The organism is Nocardia sp. NPDC050413 (assembly GCF_040655475.1).
Taxonomy (GTDB): Bacteria; Actinomycetota; Actinomycetes; order Mycobacteriales; family Mycobacteriaceae; genus Nocardia; species Nocardia coubleae.
On the sequence record NZ_JBFAJZ010000015.1, the window covers coordinates 32,826 to 49,081 of the forward strand.

At 69.3% G+C, this 16,256-nt stretch carries 16 protein-coding genes; 10 read left to right on the forward strand and 6 right to left on the reverse strand.

The features are described 5' to 3' along the window. Window positions 1–10 precede the first annotated feature (10 nt). Complete coding sequence (locus AB0I19_RS26330) at window positions 11–760, forward strand: adenosylcobinamide-GDP ribazoletransferase (protein ID WP_357152095.1); 750 nt, start codon at window positions 11–13, stop codon at window positions 758–760. Window positions 761–895: 135 nt separating this feature from the next. Further along, window positions 896–1,609: an MBL fold metallo-hydrolase gene (locus AB0I19_RS26335; protein WP_067643314.1), complete on the forward strand. Its 714-nt coding sequence runs from the start codon at window positions 896–898 to the stop codon at window positions 1,607–1,609. Between the two features lie 48 nt (window positions 1,610–1,657). On the opposite strand, the gene AB0I19_RS26340 is transcribed toward AB0I19_RS26335, so the two are convergent. Then, on the reverse strand, window positions 1,658–2,755 hold the full coding sequence (locus tag AB0I19_RS26340) for a branched-chain amino acid aminotransferase (protein WP_225282213.1): 1,098 nt from the start codon (window positions 2,753–2,755) through the stop codon (window positions 1,658–1,660). Between the two features lie 26 nt (window positions 2,756–2,781). Next, entirely contained in the window at window positions 2,782–3,882 is a 1,101-nt protein-coding gene (gcvT, locus tag AB0I19_RS26345; RefSeq protein WP_225282212.1) for a glycine cleavage system aminomethyltransferase GcvT, read from the reverse strand. Window positions 3,883–3,983: 101 nt separating this feature from the next. On the opposite strand from gcvT, the gene AB0I19_RS26350 reads away from it, so the two are divergent. The 3 genes from AB0I19_RS26350 to AB0I19_RS26360 all read left to right on the forward strand — a co-directional run bounded on the left by AB0I19_RS26350 (window position 3,984) and on the right by AB0I19_RS26360 (window position 6,542). After that, the gene (locus AB0I19_RS26350) at window positions 3,984–4,163 is read left to right on the forward strand and encodes a hypothetical protein (protein WP_157105104.1); all 180 of its coding nucleotides are present in this window, start codon (window positions 3,984–3,986) and stop codon (window positions 4,161–4,163) included. A gap of 94 nt (window positions 4,164–4,257) precedes the next feature. Next, the gene (locus AB0I19_RS26355) at window positions 4,258–5,808 is read left to right on the forward strand and encodes a bifunctional phosphatase PAP2/diacylglycerol kinase family protein (RefSeq protein WP_225282211.1); all 1,551 of its coding nucleotides are present in this window, start codon (window positions 4,258–4,260) and stop codon (window positions 5,806–5,808) included. Window positions 5,809–5,897: 89 nt separating this feature from the next. Then, the gene (locus AB0I19_RS26360; protein WP_357152100.1) at window positions 5,898–6,542 is read left to right on the forward strand and encodes a hypothetical protein; all 645 of its coding nucleotides are present in this window, start codon (window positions 5,898–5,900) and stop codon (window positions 6,540–6,542) included. Here AB0I19_RS26360 and AB0I19_RS26365 read toward each other — a convergent pair. Then, window positions 6,532–7,563 carry a hypothetical protein gene (locus AB0I19_RS26365; RefSeq protein WP_357152103.1) on the reverse strand — a complete coding sequence of 344 codons (1,032 nt, stop codon included), beginning with the start codon at window positions 7,561–7,563 and terminating at the stop codon, window positions 6,532–6,534. The two genes, AB0I19_RS26360 and AB0I19_RS26365, sit on opposite strands and share 11 nt — an antisense overlap. Before the next feature lie 119 nt (window positions 7,564–7,682). On the opposite strand from AB0I19_RS26365, the gene AB0I19_RS26370 reads away from it, so the two are divergent. After that, on the forward strand, window positions 7,683–7,934 hold the full coding sequence (locus AB0I19_RS26370; RefSeq protein ID WP_067643043.1) for a hypothetical protein: 252 nt from the start codon (window positions 7,683–7,685) through the stop codon (window positions 7,932–7,934). Window positions 7,935–7,985: 51 nt separating this feature from the next. On the opposite strand, the gene AB0I19_RS26375 is transcribed toward AB0I19_RS26370, so the two are convergent. After that, complete coding sequence (locus AB0I19_RS26375) at window positions 7,986–9,044, reverse strand: hypothetical protein (RefSeq protein WP_357152110.1); 1,059 nt, start codon at window positions 9,042–9,044, stop codon at window positions 7,986–7,988. Between the two features lie 118 nt (window positions 9,045–9,162). Continuing rightward, window positions 9,163–9,675: a peptide-methionine (S)-S-oxide reductase MsrA gene (msrA, locus tag AB0I19_RS26380; RefSeq protein ID WP_225282207.1), complete on the reverse strand. Its 513-nt coding sequence runs from the start codon at window positions 9,673–9,675 to the stop codon at window positions 9,163–9,165. 199 nt (window positions 9,676–9,874) lie between these two features. On the opposite strand from msrA, the gene AB0I19_RS26385 reads away from it, so the two are divergent. The 3 genes from AB0I19_RS26385 (at window position 9,875) to AB0I19_RS26395 (ending at window position 13,901) form a co-directional block, all read left to right on the forward strand. Then, complete coding sequence (locus AB0I19_RS26385; RefSeq protein WP_357152112.1) at window positions 9,875–10,291, forward strand: carboxypeptidase-like regulatory domain-containing protein; 417 nt, start codon at window positions 9,875–9,877, stop codon at window positions 10,289–10,291. A 104-nt stretch (window positions 10,292–10,395) separates the two neighbouring features. Next, on the forward strand, window positions 10,396–12,351 hold the full coding sequence (locus AB0I19_RS26390) for a GMC family oxidoreductase N-terminal domain-containing protein (protein WP_357152114.1): 1,956 nt from the start codon (window positions 10,396–10,398) through the stop codon (window positions 12,349–12,351). A gap of 38 nt (window positions 12,352–12,389) precedes the next feature. Beyond that, window positions 12,390–13,901: a leucyl aminopeptidase gene (locus tag AB0I19_RS26395; RefSeq protein WP_357152116.1), complete on the forward strand. Its 1,512-nt coding sequence runs from the start codon at window positions 12,390–12,392 to the stop codon at window positions 13,899–13,901. On the opposite strand, the gene AB0I19_RS26400 is transcribed toward AB0I19_RS26395, so the two are convergent. Then, on the reverse strand, window positions 13,902–14,252 hold the full coding sequence (locus AB0I19_RS26400) for an oxidoreductase (protein WP_357152119.1): 351 nt from the start codon (window positions 14,250–14,252) through the stop codon (window positions 13,902–13,904). Between the two features lie 257 nt (window positions 14,253–14,509). Here AB0I19_RS26400 and sucB point away from each other — a divergent pair, with 257 nt between their 5' ends. Then, window positions 14,510–16,249: a 2-oxoglutarate dehydrogenase, E2 component, dihydrolipoamide succinyltransferase gene (gene sucB / locus AB0I19_RS26405; protein WP_357152122.1), complete on the forward strand. Its 1,740-nt coding sequence runs from the start codon at window positions 14,510–14,512 to the stop codon at window positions 16,247–16,249. The last annotated feature ends 7 nt before the right edge of the window (window positions 16,250–16,256 follow it).

The window sequence follows — 16,256 nt, forward strand, 5'->3', positions numbered from 1 at the left end:
GCGAAACAGTGTGAACGCCGCGCGATTGGCGATCTCCTGGCTCACTGTCGCACCCGTTCGCGGTCCGGCACAGGTCGACCGGGCCGTCGCGGGGCGGGCGATCACGCTCGCGCCGCTGGTCGGACTACTGCTGGGCGGTGGGGTGGCCGGGGCGCTGTGGGTGTTCGAGCGGGCCGGACTCACCAGTGCGCTCGCCGGCCTGCTCGCCGTGGGGCTTCTCGCCCTGTGCACGCGCGGTATGCACCTCGACGGGCTAGCCGATACCGCCGACGGGCTCGGCAGCTATGGGCCGCCCGAGCGGGCACGCGAGATCATGAAGTCCGGTGCGGCGGGGCCGTTCGGGGTGGCGGCGTTGATCTTCGCGATCGGGATTCAGGCGTTCGCCTTCGCCGCGCTCGTCGACGAGCGGCGGTGGGCGGCGATCGTGCTCGCGGTGACGCTCGGCCGGGTCGCGGTGGTCATCGCCTGCCGACATGGCGTTGCGGCCGCTCCGGGGTCGGGTTTCGGCACCCTGGTCGCGGGCACCCAGCCGGTCACCGCAGTGGCCTTCTGGTCTGCCCTCGCCCTCTGCTGCTCCGTATTCGTCGTTCCCGGCAACTTCTGGCTCGGCCCCGTCGTCGTCCTCACCGCCCTGGCCGGATCGGTTCTGATCACCCGCCACTGCGTGCGCCGCTTCGGCGGCATGTCCGGTGACATTCTCGGCACGACGGTGGAAATCACGACTTCTCTTGCCGCCCTTGGCTTCTCGCTGACATTCTGACTCCCCGCCGCACGACTATGTGAAACCAGCACTGTTCACAAATGGGGTGCTCGCCGGTTGTGCGCTCCCACAGACCGCCCGGTCATCGGTACTCGGGTGCATCGCCAGCACACCGGTGGCAATACAGTGGAAGACATGTCTTCCGAGCGCCTCTACTTCCGTCAGCTGCTGTCGGGCCGGGATTACGCCGTCGGCGATCCGATCGCGACACAGATGCGCAATTTCGCGTATCTCATCGGCGATCGGGAGACCGGCGAGACCCTTCTCGTCGACCCCGCCTACCAGGCCGCCGACCTCGTCGAGGTGGCCGCCGCCGACGGCATGCGCGTGAGCGGCGTGCTGGCCACCCACCATCACCCCGACCATGTCGGCGGAACCATGCTCGGCTTCACCCTCGGCGGTGTGCGCGAACTGCTGGAGAAGACCAGCGTGCCCGTCCACGTGAACAAGCACGAACTGGACTGGGTCGCCAAGACCACCGGTATCGCCCCGAGCGAACTGACGGGCCACGACAACGGCGACACCGTCTCGGTCGGCGCCTTCGACATCGAACTGCTCCACACCCCCGGCCACACCCCCGGCAGCCAGTGCTTCCTGTTCGACGGCCGCCTCATCTCCGGCGACACCCTGTTCGTCGACGGCTGCGGCCGCACCGACTTCCCCGGCGGCGACTCCGACGAGATGTTCCGCAGCCTGCGTCACCTGGCCGGGCTGAACGGCAATCCCGTCGTCTACCCGGGCCACTGGTACTCCGAGGCGCCGAGCGCCGAACTGTCCTCGGTCCGCGACAACAACTACGTGCTGCGTCCCCAGTCCCTGCAGCAGTGGCAAGCCCTGATGCCGGGCTGACAAGCGAAAAGAGCGGGCCCACACCGGGGCCCGCTCTTTTTTCGCCGATTACAGCTTGCGCATCCACCCGTGGGTGTCGGCGAACGTGCCGCGCTGGATACCGGTGAGCGTGTCGCGCAGCGCCATCGTCACCTCGCCGGGCTCGCCGCCGCCGATCGCGAATTCGCCGTCGTGGGAACGCACCCAACCGACGGGGGTGATCACGGCGGCCGTTCCGCACGCGAAAACCTCACTGATCTCACCGGATTCGGCGCCCTTGCGCCATTCCTCCACCGAGACCTTGCGCTCCTCCACCGGGTAGCCCGAGTCGGCGGCCAGGGTGAGCAGCGAGTCGCGGGTGATGCCGGGCAGCAGCGAACCCGACAGTTCCGGGGTCACCAGCCGCGCCTGCGACCCGGTGCCGAACACGAAGAACAGGTTGTTGGTGCCCATCTCCTCGACGTAGCGACGCTCGCAGGCGTCCAGCCACACCACCTGGTCGCAACCCTTCTCGGTGGCCTGGGCCTGGGCGAGCAGCGAGGCGGCGTAGTTGCCCGCCACCTTCGCCTCACCGGTACCGCCGGGCGCGGCGCGCACGTATTCGGTGGACAACCACACCCGCACCGGCTTCACACCGCGCGGGAAGTACGCGCCCGCGGGCGAGGCGAGCAGCAGGTACTTGTAGGCGGCGGCCGGCTTCACCCCGAGACCGGCCTCGGTGGAGAACATGAACGGGCGCAGGTACAGCGAGTCCTCACCACCGGCGGCGGGCACCCAGTCGGCGTCCACCTCGAGCAGCTGGCGCACCGACTCGATGAACAGCTCCTCGGGCAGCTCCGCCATCGCCATGCGGGCCGCCGAACGACGGAACCGCGCCGCGTTGGCGTCGATGCGGAAGGTGGCGATGCTGCCGTCGGGCTGGCGGTAGGCCTTGAGGCCCTCGAAGATCGCCTGTCCGTAATGGAAGACCATGGTGGCCGGGTCCATCGACAACGGACCGTACGGCTCGACCCGAGCGTTGCCCCACTGACCGTCGGTGTAGTCGATCGACACCATGTGATCGGTGAAGTACCGCCCGAAACCGGGCGCCGCCAGTACCTGTTCCCGCTGCTGCGCCGAGATGGGCGCGGGGTGCGGAATACGGGTGAACTGTGCAGCGACTGTCATGATGCGATCCTATCGGGCGGTAACTGTTACTTGGTCTTGGTGTCGACGAACGGCGGCTTGACCACCTCGCAGCGCAGCCTGCGCCCGCGCACGTCGACCTCCACCTCGTCACCGGGCGCGAGCTTCGCGTCGGTGTCGAGCAGGGCCAGCGCGATGCCGACCTTCAGCGAGGGCGAGAACGTGCCCGAGGTGGTCTCCCCGACCGGTTCGCCGTCGCGCAGGACGGTCTGGCCCTGGCGCAGCACACCTCGGTCGAGCGCTTTGAGACCGAGCAGGGTGCGGCGCGGTCCGTCGGCCTTCTCCTTCGTCAGCGCGTCCTTGCCCCAGAACTGCGGCTTCTGCCAGCCGACGGCCCACCCGGTGCGGGCCTGGTTGGGGGTGATGTCGAGGGAGAGTTCGTGGCCGTGCAGGGGGTAGCCCATCTCGGTGCGCAGGGTGTCGCGGGCACCCAGTCCGGCGGGCTGACCGCCCGCGGCGCGGACCTGTTCGACCAGCGCGCGGAACACCGGTTCGGCGTCGTCCCATTTCGGCAGCAGCTCGTAGCCGTGTTCGCCGGTGTAGCCGGTGCGGCACACGCGCACGGGCCGACCGTCCCATTCGGCGTCGGCGTAGGCCATGTACTCCATGTCGGTGGGCAGGCCGAGCGCGGCGAGTACCTCGGTGGACTTGGGTCCCTGCACCGCGAACACCGCGTACTCACGGTGTTCGTCGGTGACGGTGATGCCCTCGGGTGCGGTCTTGCGCAGTTCGGCGACGACCGCGGCGGTGTTCGCGGCGTTCGGGACGAGGAACACCTCGTCGTCGCCGACGTAATAGGCGATCAGGTCGTCGATCACGCCGCCGTCCTGAGCGCAGCACAGCGTGTACTGCGCCTTGCCCGGGCGGATGCGGCCGAGATCGTTGGTCAGCGCCGAGTTCACGAACTGCGCGGCGCCGGGCCCCGCCACCGTCGCCTTGCCCAGGTGACTCACATCGAACAGGCCGACCGTCGTCCGCACCGCGGTGTGCTCGCCGACGGTTCCCGCGTACTGCACCGGCATCTCCCAGCCACCGAACGGGGCGAAGGTTGCCCCCAGTTCGACATGAACGGCATGGATGGGGCCTTCGAGCAGGACGTTGTCGGTCATGGCAGCGAGCTTATCCGGCGGTCACGACATCGCGGCGTGCCCCTGCATTTGGGGGCTCTCACCAGCCATCTCGGCACGCCGGAGCATGCGAGGATCACGCCATGAATCTCCGTAGACCCATCTCCGTCCTGATGCTCGCCGGCGCCTCGGTGCTGCTGACCCAGCCGGTCGCGCACGCCGAGACCGGCAGCAGCCAGATCAATGTGGGCTGCATCCTGCAGTCGCTGTCCGGCGAGAGCCCGACCGCCGACTGCAACCCGTCCCCGATCCCGATCCCCTGATCGGGAACCGTCGTGACCCGGCTTCGAGGGGTGCACGGGTCGCGACGGTCGCGAGCGAAAGATGAAGACGGGCAACGGCGGTAGTGTTCTCGGTGTGAGTGATCTGCCCCGCGCCCGGTTCGGTCATGTCGCCCGGATGGACGAGACCATGAGCCGGGCTGTGTCCCGCATTCCCGAAACCGCCATCGATCGCGGCATGCTGCGACTGACCCGCTCGGCGAACACGGGCGGGCTGTGGTTGGCCACGGCTGCGGTGCTGGCGGCCAAACCCGGTCCGCCGCGCCGGGCCGCGCTGCGCGGTGTGATCGCCCTGGCGGGCACGAGCATCGCGGTGAATCTCGTACTGAAGACGCTGATCCCCCGGCGCAGACCACCGGCCGAGCTGATGCCGCACGGTCGCAGGCTCGTCGACGCGCCGGTGTCGTCGTCGTTTCCGTCAGGGCACAGCGCCAACGCCGCCGCGTTCGCCACGGCTGTCGCGCTGGAGAGCCCGCGCACCGCGCTCGCCGTGGCTCCCGTCGCCGCCGCCGTCGCCTACTCGCGCATCCACACGGGCGCGCACTGGCCCTCCGACGTGCTGGTCGGCGCGAGCGTCGGCACCGCCGTCGCGCTCACCACCCGACGCTGGTGGCCGATCCGCGAATCCGACGAGGCCGAGGCACACGCCGTGCAGGACGCACCGATCCTGGCCGACGGCAAAGGCCTTGCGCTGCTGATCAATCCGCGCTCCGGGGACTCCACCTACGACCCGACCCCGGATATCGCCGAGGCCCTGCCCGCCGCGAAACTGCTGCACACCGTGCCCGGTCGCGACGCCGCCGAGGTACTGCAGGAGGCGATCGACCCGTCGGTGCTCGCGGTCGGCGCCGCCGGTGGTGACGGCACCATCGCCGCGGCCGCCGCCGTCGCGATCCGCAACGACCTGCCGCTGGTCGTCGTCCCCGCGGGCACCCTCAACCACTTCGCGCGCGACCTCGGCGTCTACGACCTGCGCGAGGTGGCCGACGCCACCGGTGCGGGCGAGGCCGTCGAAGTCGACATCGCCGCCGTCGAATTCGACACCCCCGAGGGACCGCACACCCATCACCTCATCAACACCGCAAGCGTCGGCGCCTACCCGGAGCTGGTCCGGTTGCGGGAGAAGTGGGAGGACCGCTGGGGCAAGTGGCCCGCGTTCGCCGCGGCCCTGGTCGTCACCCTGCGCCGGGCCGAACCGATCCACATCCGCATCGATGACCGCTGGCACGACATGTGGTTCCTGTTCATCGGCAACGGCCCCTACCACCCGCACGGCGCGGTGCCCGCGTTCCGGTCCCGCCTCGACGAGGGGCTGCTCGATGTGCGCTGGCTACGCGCCGACGTGCGGTTCTCCCGGACCCGCGCGGTGATCGCGTTGATGCTGGCCGCGATCGGGCACAGCCGGGTGTACGGCGAACGCCAGACCCACGAACTCACCATCACCTCGAAGTCCCCCATCGCGGTGGCCGCCGACGGTGAGGTGGTCGGCACGGCGAGCACCCTGCGGTTCTCGGTGGCGGGCCGGGTGACGGTGTACCGCCGCGACGAGGAGAACCCGCGCTGGGAGAACCGGGCCCGCCCGCATCACCGTCGCCCGCTGGCCTGGCTCACCGATCGGCGCCGCTGACCCGGGTTTCTCACGAACCCGTCTCACCTCGATCACCATCGCCCACAACAACCTTGCGCCACCGTGTCGGGCTGTGCACATGATGGATCATGAGCTTTCCGGACGGTGGACGTCCGATCACCGCGTTCGAAGCAGACCGCCGCTGGGACCCCTGGACTCCGAGCGTGGTGGCCGCCCGTCTCGCCGACTGCACGGCGCCGTGGGCGGTGGCAGGCGGGTGGGCGCTCGACCTGTTCGCCGGGACCATCTCCCGGGCCCACGCCGACATCGAAATCGCTGTTCCCCGAGCGGCTTTCCCGACGATCGCGGCGGCGTTCCCCGAGTACGAATGGGATGTCGTCGGTGACGGCACGCTGTGGTCGTTCGCGGCCGCCGCCGAGAACGCCGACCTGCACCAGACCTGGTTGCGCGATCCGTTCACCGGCGCCTACCACCTGGACGTGTTCCGCGAACCGCACGACGGCGACACCTGGATCTGCCGACGCGACCCCACCATCACGCTCCCCTACCGCGATCTGATCCGCACCACCCCCACCGGTATCCCCTATCTGATCCCCGAAGCGGTCCTGCTGTTCAAGGCGAAAGCCGACCGCCCCAAGGATTCGGCCGATTTCCACCACGTACTGCCACTGCTCACCCCGGAACGCTCGAACCGGCTGCACAACTGGCTGACCCGAGTCCACCCCGGCCACCGCTGGCTCGCCGAACTACCGGCCCCATCGGCTACGCAGTGACGCACCACCCCTGCCGGTAGTCGGCCCAATCCTGGGGCGTGGCAGCGAAATCCACGTACAACGCCACCCCGAAGTTCGCGCGACCCACATCGGTGCGCGTCTGCCCTAATCGGATCCCACGCACCGCCGCCGCCACGGTCTCCGCCGCCCCGTGATGGCCGGGATCGTCGGCCCAGAACGCCGGTGCGCCCATCAGCAGATCGACCTCCGCGGGCGTCACCTCCAGCGCCAGCTCCGTCTGCTGCGCGACGTAGCCGCTGTAGAGCGCGCGCGTCGGCATCGCGGTGTCGTAGGACATCACCGCCACCTGGTCGACCCGCCGCGCCACCTCCGCGAAATAGGCCTGGCTCCACCACTTCCCGTGATCGGCCACCGCGATCCCCACCGAGTGCAATCCGGGCAGCGGATCAATCACCGGCGCCGACACCGACAAGGTCACCCCGGCGGCCGCGGTCATCACCCGGGTCTGCTCGAGCAGGGCCAGGTACCCCGGCGACCCTGATCGGATGGGTTCCAGGTCGTAGTGCACGCCGTCGAACCCGTAGTCGAGCACTCGCCGTGCCGAGGCGACCACCCGTTCCCGCGACGCCGCCGATTCCACGTCGAGACCGTCGAATTCGGGCTGCACGATGTCGCCGAGCCACGACTGCACCCGGATGCCGGGCAACTTCGTGTGCACCGCGTCGACGAACCAGCGCGCCCTGGGGGCCAGGTCGTCGCGCAAGGAGCCGTCGTGCTCCAGTGGGCCCGTGTGGACGTACAGATCACGAATGCCGGTGCCCGCCAGCAACTTCGCGAGCCCGTCGACATCGGCGTCGGTGCGGCGCCCGTCGACCCAGGCGTGGCCGAGCCAGAACGCGTCCTTACCCCGGCTGCGCGCCTGCTCGGATTGCTCGCCGACGTTGTACACCAGCAGCGCGGTGACTATGCCCGCGACCGGCACCGATACCACCGCCACCAGCGCGAGCACGACGACCACGCCACGCATCCACCACGACCACGCCCGCCACTTCCCCCGCATTGTTCCTCCCCCGATCGATGACGTCCCGATACTACCGGCAGGTACCGACAGGGAAATTTCCGGCAAATCGCCCACGCGTGAAACACTGTGCGCCGCTGTACAACTGAACGGAGCACCACATGAAATTCGCCGTCACCCTCGGGTCCGCCGCTGTCGCGGCTTTCGCCTTCGCGATCGCGACCCCGGCCGTGGCCAGCGCCCAGCAGTCCTCGGACTGCCACGGCTCGTACTCCCCCTGCCTACCCATCGTCAGCGACGTCGACTGCGAGGGTGGCAGCGGCAACGGACCCGTCTACACCGGCAAGGTTAAGGTCATCGGCCCCGACGACTACGGCCTCGATCGCGACGGCGACGGATACGGCTGCGAGTAGACAGCACGAGGGGCGTGCGATGACGGATCATCGCACGCCCCTCGGCGTAGCTCAGCGGTTCTCGGGCCTGCCCCAACCCTCGTCGTCGGGCTTGCCGAGATCGGGCCCCGAGCCTGGACCGCCGTGGCCGCCGCCACCGGTCCCCGGGCCGCCGTAACCCTGGTCACCGGCACCCGGACCGCCATAGCCGGGCTGCTGCCCGCCCGCACCCGGAGCGCCGTAACCGGGACCGCCGTATCCGGGCCCACCGGGCTGCTGACCGAAGCCGGGCTGGCCGTATCCGGGCCCGCCGGGCTGTTGCCCACCGAAGCCGGGCTCACCGTAGCTACCCGCACCCGGAGCGCCGTATCCCGGCTGCTCACCGTATCCACCGGCCGGACCACCGTACGGCGGGTAACCCGGATCAGCGACGCTCTGACCACCGACGACCGGCCCACCGGTGATCACCCGGTAGGCGTAGGCCGTCGCCAGCACCGACAGCGGAATCGACACCAACAGACCGAGGCCACACAGCAACGCGCCAACGATATTGATGCCGAACAGCGCGAGCGCCAGCAACAGCAGCGGCCCCGCATTGGCGGAGATCGCCGAAAAGCTCGACTTGATCGCGGTGATCGCGTCCTGGTTCCGGTCGAGTACGAAGTAGAGCGTGAACCAGGTGAAGAAGGCGATCACGATGCCGGGCAGGATGCACAGCACGAAGCCGATACCGGTGGCGATACCGACGAGCAGCGAAGCCACGATGATCGCGCCGACATTGGTGAACTTGAAGAATTCACCGAATCCCGGTTTGCGCCCGTCGGTTTCGTCCAGTGCGCCACGCACCATCGCCGCGGAGATCAGATAGCCGACGACGGTGCTCACCACACTGCCGATGAACTGCCAGACACCGAATCCGATGCTGAAGTTGCCGCTGTAATCGGTGTCGGCGGAATTGCCGAGCCCGAAGATGAAGTTGAGCGCCACCTGGATCACGGCGAAGATCAGGACGATACCGATCCAGACGACGACGTTGTTCTTGTATTTCTCCCAGGCGTACCCGAGAGCGGCGCCTACGCTGAGATCCGGTCTCGCCGGAGGATATCCGGGTTGCTGCTGTCCATACGTCATCCGAACCGCATCTCCTCATCGTCTGCGGCGACCGCGGCCGCCGTCATGAGTCATACCGATCCGGCGTCATCGCGCTCACGCCGACATCGCCGATCATGGCATATGTCGGCGTCGCTTATCAGCTCACATTCTCGCGTTTGGGCAATTTCCATCCCGGACGCGGGAAATGGCAGGTGTAGCCGTCGGGATAGCGCTCCAGATAGTCCTGATGTTCGGGCTCTGCCTCCCAGAATTCCCCGGCCGGGGTGACCTCGGTGACCACCTTGCCCGGCCACAGCCCGGAGGCGTCCACGTCGGCGATGGTGTCGAGCGCGATGCGCCGCTGCTCGTCGTCGAGATAGAAGATCGCCGATCGGTAGCTCGAGCCGATGTCGTTGCCCTGCCGGTCCTTGGTGGTCGGGTCGTGGATCTGGAAGAGGAATTCGAGCAGCGCGCGGTAATCGGTCCGCTCGGGGTCGTAGAGAATCTCGACGGCCTCCGCGTGACCGGGATGGTTGCGGTAGGTCGGGTGCTCGTTCTCGCCACCGGTGTAACCGACGCGTGTCGACAGAACCCCCGGTTGACGGCGGATCAGGTCCTGCATACCCCAGAAGCAGCCACCGGCCAGAATCGCCTTGCGGGTCTCGCTCACAGATCCTCCTCGATGAGAGCTCGTGGTCGCACGTGTAGTGCACAACCGTGGAGTAGAACGCCGGATTCATCCCCGGAATTCCGCTCAGTACAGTCTCGCCCCGAGAGTTCACGCAACACCAACCCCAGTGTTACCCACATTCGAGGAGGAATACGGCGCAATGCCACGGTTCGGGGTTTCACAGTGTTCGGCGATCGCAGTGATCGCGACAGCTCTTCTCACGGGCACGGCCGGCGGTGCCCTCGCCCATCCGGGCGGTCCCGACGACACCGTCGGCCAGACCACGACCAGCTGCGAGCAGGGCGGTGAAACGCTGTACGACGACCGGTACACCCGCGCGGCGGCCGGCCAGATCGATGCCGTGCTGGTCGCGGCGGACACGCGCGCACCGATCGCGGGCGGCAAGGTGGTGCTGACCGGCGTCGACGCCTGTGGCGATTCGATCCACCGCCACCTGTTCACCGGCAATTCCGGCCAGGCCAGTTTCCGCGGCCTACAGCCCGGCCGCTATCAGCTCACCGCCTACACCAGCGACTCCGAGGTACAGCCGATCACCTCCACCGAGGTCGCTCTCGACACCCCGAGCACCAAGACGGTCCGCTTCGTCGCAGGCTGACGGTTCGGGCCGGGCATCCGTCCGGCCCGAAAACCGTTGACGCCCAGCGCGTTCACCCCGTCCGTGATAGACATCACCCGAAGTGGAAAAGGGGTGGTTTCCTCATGGAACCGACGGCCGCACAGCGCGCGACGCTCGCCGCGATCTGCAACACGTTCATACCGGGCGACGAGACCGGACTACCCAGCGCCGCCGACCTCGGCGCGGTGGAAACCATTCTCGCGATCCTCGGCCGTAACCCGCGCGAGGCCGACCGAAAGCAGTTCGCCACCCTGCTCGACCTGTGGGACACCCGCGCGTTCGGCGCGCTCACCGGTACCGGTTTCCGGCGGTTCTCCACCCTGTCGCAGGCACAGCGCGAGGCGGCCCTGCTGCGGCTCGCGGATTCGCGGCTCGCCCCGGTCCGCGCGATCTTCCAGGCCCTGAAACAGGCCTCCCTGCTGGCGTACAACGTCACCCCCGGCCCGACCGGCACGAATCCGCTGTGGGAGCGGATCGGCTACCCGGCACCGACCGGCCCCGCACCCGACGCCGCCGCACCGGAGCTGAAGCCGGAGCGGTTCACCCGGCCGACCACGCTCGACTGCGATGTGGTCGTCGTCGGATCCGGCGCCGGTGGTGGCACCGCGGCCGCCGTACTCGCGCGGGCCGGGCTCGACGTGATCGTGCTAGAGCGCGGAAACTACTACGACGACAAGGACTTCGGCGACGGCGAACTCGCCGCGCTGACCACCCTCTACGCGGCCGGCCCCGCGACGACGGCGGAAGGCCAGCTCACGCTGGTCGCGGGTAGCTGCCTCGGTGGCGGAACCGTCGTCAACTGGAGTACCTCGTTGCCGGTTCCCGACCGTGTGCGCGCGGAATGGGCCGACCTCGGCGTCCCCCAGTTCGCCGGTGACGAGTTCGGCGCAGCGCTCGATGTGGTGAGTGAGCGGATCGGCGTCACCCGCGCGAAATCGCCGATCTCGGCCCGCGACGGCATTCTCGAACGCGGCGCGCGAGCACTCGGCTGGGACGTCGACACCCTGCCGCGCAATGTCGGCGACGCCTGCGACGCGGCGATCGAATGCGGTCGCTGCGGCTACGGCTGCCGCCTCGGCGCCAAGCAGTCGGCGACCAAGACCTGGTTGCGCGACGCCGCCGAGCACGGCGCCCGGCTGGTCGTCGACGCCGACGTCCGCACCGTCACGGTGAAAGCCGGTCGGGCGGAATCGGTGTCGGCCCGCACCTCCGACGGCGTCGAGATCACGGTGCGCGCACGCGCGGTCGTCGTCGCCGCGGGTGCCGTGCAGACGCCCGCGCTGCTGCGCCGGTCGGGTCTGCGCAACCCGAATATCGGCCGCCACCTGCGCCTACACCCCGCCGCCGCCGTGTTCGGGGTGTTCGAGGACGAGATCCGGCCCTGGGAGGGCGCGCTGCAGGCGCGGATCAGCAGGCACCACGCCGACCTCGACGGCAACGGCTTCGGCGTCATCTACGAGACCGGCCCGGTGCACCCTGGCCTGGCCACCGGGTTCATGAACTGGCGCGGCGCACGGCAGCATCGCGACGCCATGCTCGAATTCTCCCGCACCACCTCCATCGGCGTCATCACTCGCGACCGGGACCCGGGGACCGTGACGGTGGACCGCAACGGCGAACCGGTCGTGAAATACCGGCTCTCCGACTACGACGCCGCCCACCTGCACACCGGCATCGTCGGCGCGGCGACCATGCTCGAAGCCGCGGGCGCGCAACGCATCTACTCCGGTCACCAGGCGGGCATCTCCTTCACACCGGGCGCCGACGGCTCGCTCGCCCAGTTCGAGGCCGCCTGCGAACGGGCCGGATACGGCCCGGGACGCTGCTCGATGGGCGCGCTGCACATCATGGGCTCGGCCCGGATGGGCGGCACGGCCGAGCAGTCCGCGACCAACCCGGACGGCGCCACCTGGGACGTCGGCAACATCGTCGTCGCCGACGGCTCCTGCTTCCCCACCGCACCCGGGGTGAACCCGATGGTGACCATCGAAGCGATCGGGTACATGAACGCGACGCGGCTCGCGGCCGAGCTCACCTAGCTGTGCGCCCCCGAGCGCCCACCACATAATCTGGGTCGATGACCGCTGTTGCAGATCGTTCACTCGGACCGGAACTGGCACGCATCGAATCGCTCACCGCGGATACCGATGTGCTCGTGATCGGCTTGACCTCCTCGGAGAACGGACCGGCCATCGCCCCGGCCGACCTCTTCGGCGACGTGCTCACCCCCGAGGTCCGCGCGGAGCTGCTCGACGCGCTCGGCGCGGTCGGTGCCAAGGGCAAGCCCGAGGAACTCACCCGGGTACCCGCACCGGCGGCGCTGGACAACGTCACCAGCGTGCTCGCCGTGGGTCTCGGCGCGGCCGAGAAGGTCGACGCCGAGCAGGTCCGCCGCAGCGCCGGCGTCGCGGCCCGCGCGCTGTCGGGCACCGAGCTCGTCGCCACCACCCTGTCCGGCATCGATCTGGGCGCCGCCGCCGAGGGCTTCTACCTGGGCGCCTACACCTTCTCCGCGTTCAAGTCGGCCAAGAGCGCGCCCAAGCCCGACGAACAGCCGGTGGTCCGCGTCGAACTGCTGGTTCCGGAACCGGAATTCGGGGTGCTGGAACTGCTGCGCGCCCAGCTGGTCGCCGAAGCCGTCGCCACCGCACGCGATTTCGTGAACACCCCGCCGAGCGCGCTGTACCCCGCCGAGTTCGCCGACCGGGCCCGTGTGCTCGCCGAAGCCGCCGGGCTCGAGGTAGAGGTGCTCGACGAGAACGCTTTGGCGGCAGCCGGTTACGGCGGCATCATCGGCGTCGGTCAGGGTTCCTCCCGCCCGCCGCGGCTGGTGCGCATCACCTATGCAGGCGGGCCAAAGAAGGTCGCGCTGGTCGGCAAGGGCATCACCTTCGACACCGGCGGCATCTCGATCAAGCCCGCCGCGAACATGGAGAACATGACCTCCGACATGGCCGGTGCGGCGGCGGTCATCGCGACCGTGCTGCTCGCCGCGCGCCTCGGTCTTCCGGTCACCGTCACCGCGACCGTGCCGATGGCCGAGAACATGCCGTCGGCCACCGCGCAGCGCCCCGGCGACGTGCTCACCCAATACGGCGGCACCACGGTCGAAGTCATCAACACCGATGCCGAGGGCAGGCTCATCCTCGCCGACGCCATTGTGCGCGCCGTCGAGGACGACCCCGACTACCTCATCGACGTCGCCACCCTCACCGGCGCGCAGATGGTCGCGCTCGGCACCCGCACCCCGGGCGTGATGGGCACCGACGAGTTCCGCGATCGCGTCGCCGAGATCTCGCGCGCGGTCGGCGAGAACGGCTGGGCCATGCCGCTGCCGAGCGAACTGCGCGCGGACCTGAACTCCAAGGTCGCCGACCTGGCCAATGTCACGCCGCACCGATGGGGCGGCATGCTCGCGGCGGCGCTGTTCCTCAAGGAATTCGTGCCCGAGGGCGTGCAGTGGGCGCACCTGGACGTGGCCGGTCCGGCCTACAACACCGGCGGACCGTTCGGCTATATCGGCAAGGGCGGCACCGGTGTCCCGGTGCGCACGCTCATCGCGGTGATCGAACAGATCGGCGCGGAGTAGTCACTCATCCAGCTCGGCTTCCCTGGCCCGCCGCTGCTCGATGCGGCGGCGGGCGTCGAAGTCGCGCATCCGCTGGGGATAACCCGTCTTGGTCACGTCGTACACCGGCACGCGCAACGTGTCGGCCAGGCGGCGCGCGCCGTGCTCGCCGACGATCCGGCGCGTCCATTCGCCGTCCGCCGCCACCAGGACCGCTGTGACATCGGTCACAGTAGTCTTGGGCTCGATGAACGCCTCGACTCCGTGCCGCGCCCGCGCCCACTGCGCGAGCGCGCGCACCTCCGAGGCGTTCTCACGCGCGACTGACCTGCTCCGGCCCCGCACCCCGCGGAAACGATCCAGCAAACCCACCGGCTCAGCCCTTCTGCTTTCCGACGGAATTCTGCTCACCGCCGTACATTCCATGGTGCCAGCTCCGCACGGATTGCCGCCCAGCGCCACAGACGCGGCGGGCGAGTGCAAGGATGGTTGCCGGAACAAGAACCAACGATTCCCGGGAGTCCCGCCACACGGTCGGGGTGGACACACGCCGCGACCCGCGACGTAATGCCCACCGGGGTCGAAGCACTGTTGTATTACCCGTCGAACAGTCAGAGGAGTCAGAGGACATGGCCTTCTCCGTCCAGATGCCGGCTCTTGGTGAGAGCGTCACCGAGGGAACGGTGACCAGGTGGCTGAAGCAGGAAGGAGACACGGTCGAGGTCGACGAACCGCTGCTCGAAGTCTCCACCGACAAAGTCGACACCGAGATCCCGTCGCCCACCGCCGGTGTGCTGTCGAAGATCGTCGCCCAGGAAGACGATGTCGTCGAGGTCGGCGGTGAGCTCGGCGTGATCAGTGACGCCGGCGAAGCCCCCGCTTCCGCCCCCGCGCCCGCCGAGGAATCCGTGGCCGCCGAACCCGAGCCGGAGCCCGAGCCCGCCGCGCAGGCACCGGCCCCCGAGCCCGCCGCCGCGCCCGCTCAGGCCGACGCGTCGTCCGGCACCCCCGTGAAGATGCCCGAGCTGGGCGAGTCCGTCACCGAGGGCACCGTCACCCGCTGGCTCAAGGCCGTCGGTGACGAGGTCGCCGTCGACGAGCCGCTGCTCGAGGTCTCCACCGACAAGGTCGACACCGAGATCCCCTCGCCGGTCGCGGGCACGCTGCTCGAGATCTCCGCGCAGGAGGACGACGTCGTCGCCGTCGGCGGTCAGCTCGGTGTGATCGGCAGTGGCAAGCCCGCCGCCGCCCCCGCGCCGGAGCCGAAGCCCGAGCCCAAGCCCGAAGCCGCGCCGGCTCCGAAGGCCGAGCCGAAGCAGGAAGCGGCACCGGCTCCGAAGCCCGAGCCCAAGCCGGAGCCCGCTCCCGCGCCGAAGCCCGCGCCCGCCGCCAAGCCCGCGCCCGCGCAGGCCGCGTCGGCAGGTAACGGCAGCACCCCGTACGTGACTCCGCTGGTGCGCAAGCTGGCCGAGGAGAACGGCGTCGATCTGTCGAGCCTCACCGGTTCCGGTGTGGGTGGACGCATCCGCAAGCAGGACGTGCTCGCCGCCGCCGAAGCCAAGAAGGCACCGGAGCCCGCGCCCGCCGCCGCGTCGGCCCCCGCCGCGGCCCCGGCCAAGCAGACGGCGGCTCCCAAGCTGGCCGGTCTCGTGGGTTCCACCCAGAAGGCGAGCCGCATCCGGCAGATCACCGCGACCAAGACGCGCGAATCGCTGCAGACCACCGCGCAGCTGACCCAGGTCCACGAGGCCGATGTCACCAAGATCGCGCATCTGCGGCAGCTCGCGAAGGCCTCGTTCAAGAACCGCGAGGGCGTCAACCTGACGTACCTGCCGTTCTTCGCCAAGGCCGTCGTCGAGGCCCTCGGTGTGCACCCGAACGTGAACGCCTCCTACAACGAGGACACCAAGGAGATCACCTACCACGCGTCGGTGCACCTGGGTATCGCGGTCGACACCGAGCAGGGTCTGCTCTCGCCGGTCATCCACAACGCCAGCGATCTGTCGCTGGCCGGGCTGGCCCGCGCGATCGCCGACATCGCCAACCGCGCCCGCAACGGTGGGCTCAAGCCCGACGAGCTGTCGGGTGGCACCTTCACCATCACCAACATCGGTTCCGAGGGCGCGCTGTTCGACACCCCGATCCTGGTTCCGCCGCAGGCGGCCATGCTCGGTACCGGCGCGATCGTGAAGCGTCCGGTGGTCGTCACCGACGAGACCGGTGGCGAGTCCATCGGCGTGCGGTCGATGGTCTACCTGCCGCTCACCTACGATCACCGGCTCATCGACGGCGCCGACGCGGGCCGCTTCCTCACCACCATCAAGCACCGGTTGGAAGAGGCGGCGTTCGAGGCCGATCTCGGTCTGTAGCAGGTCG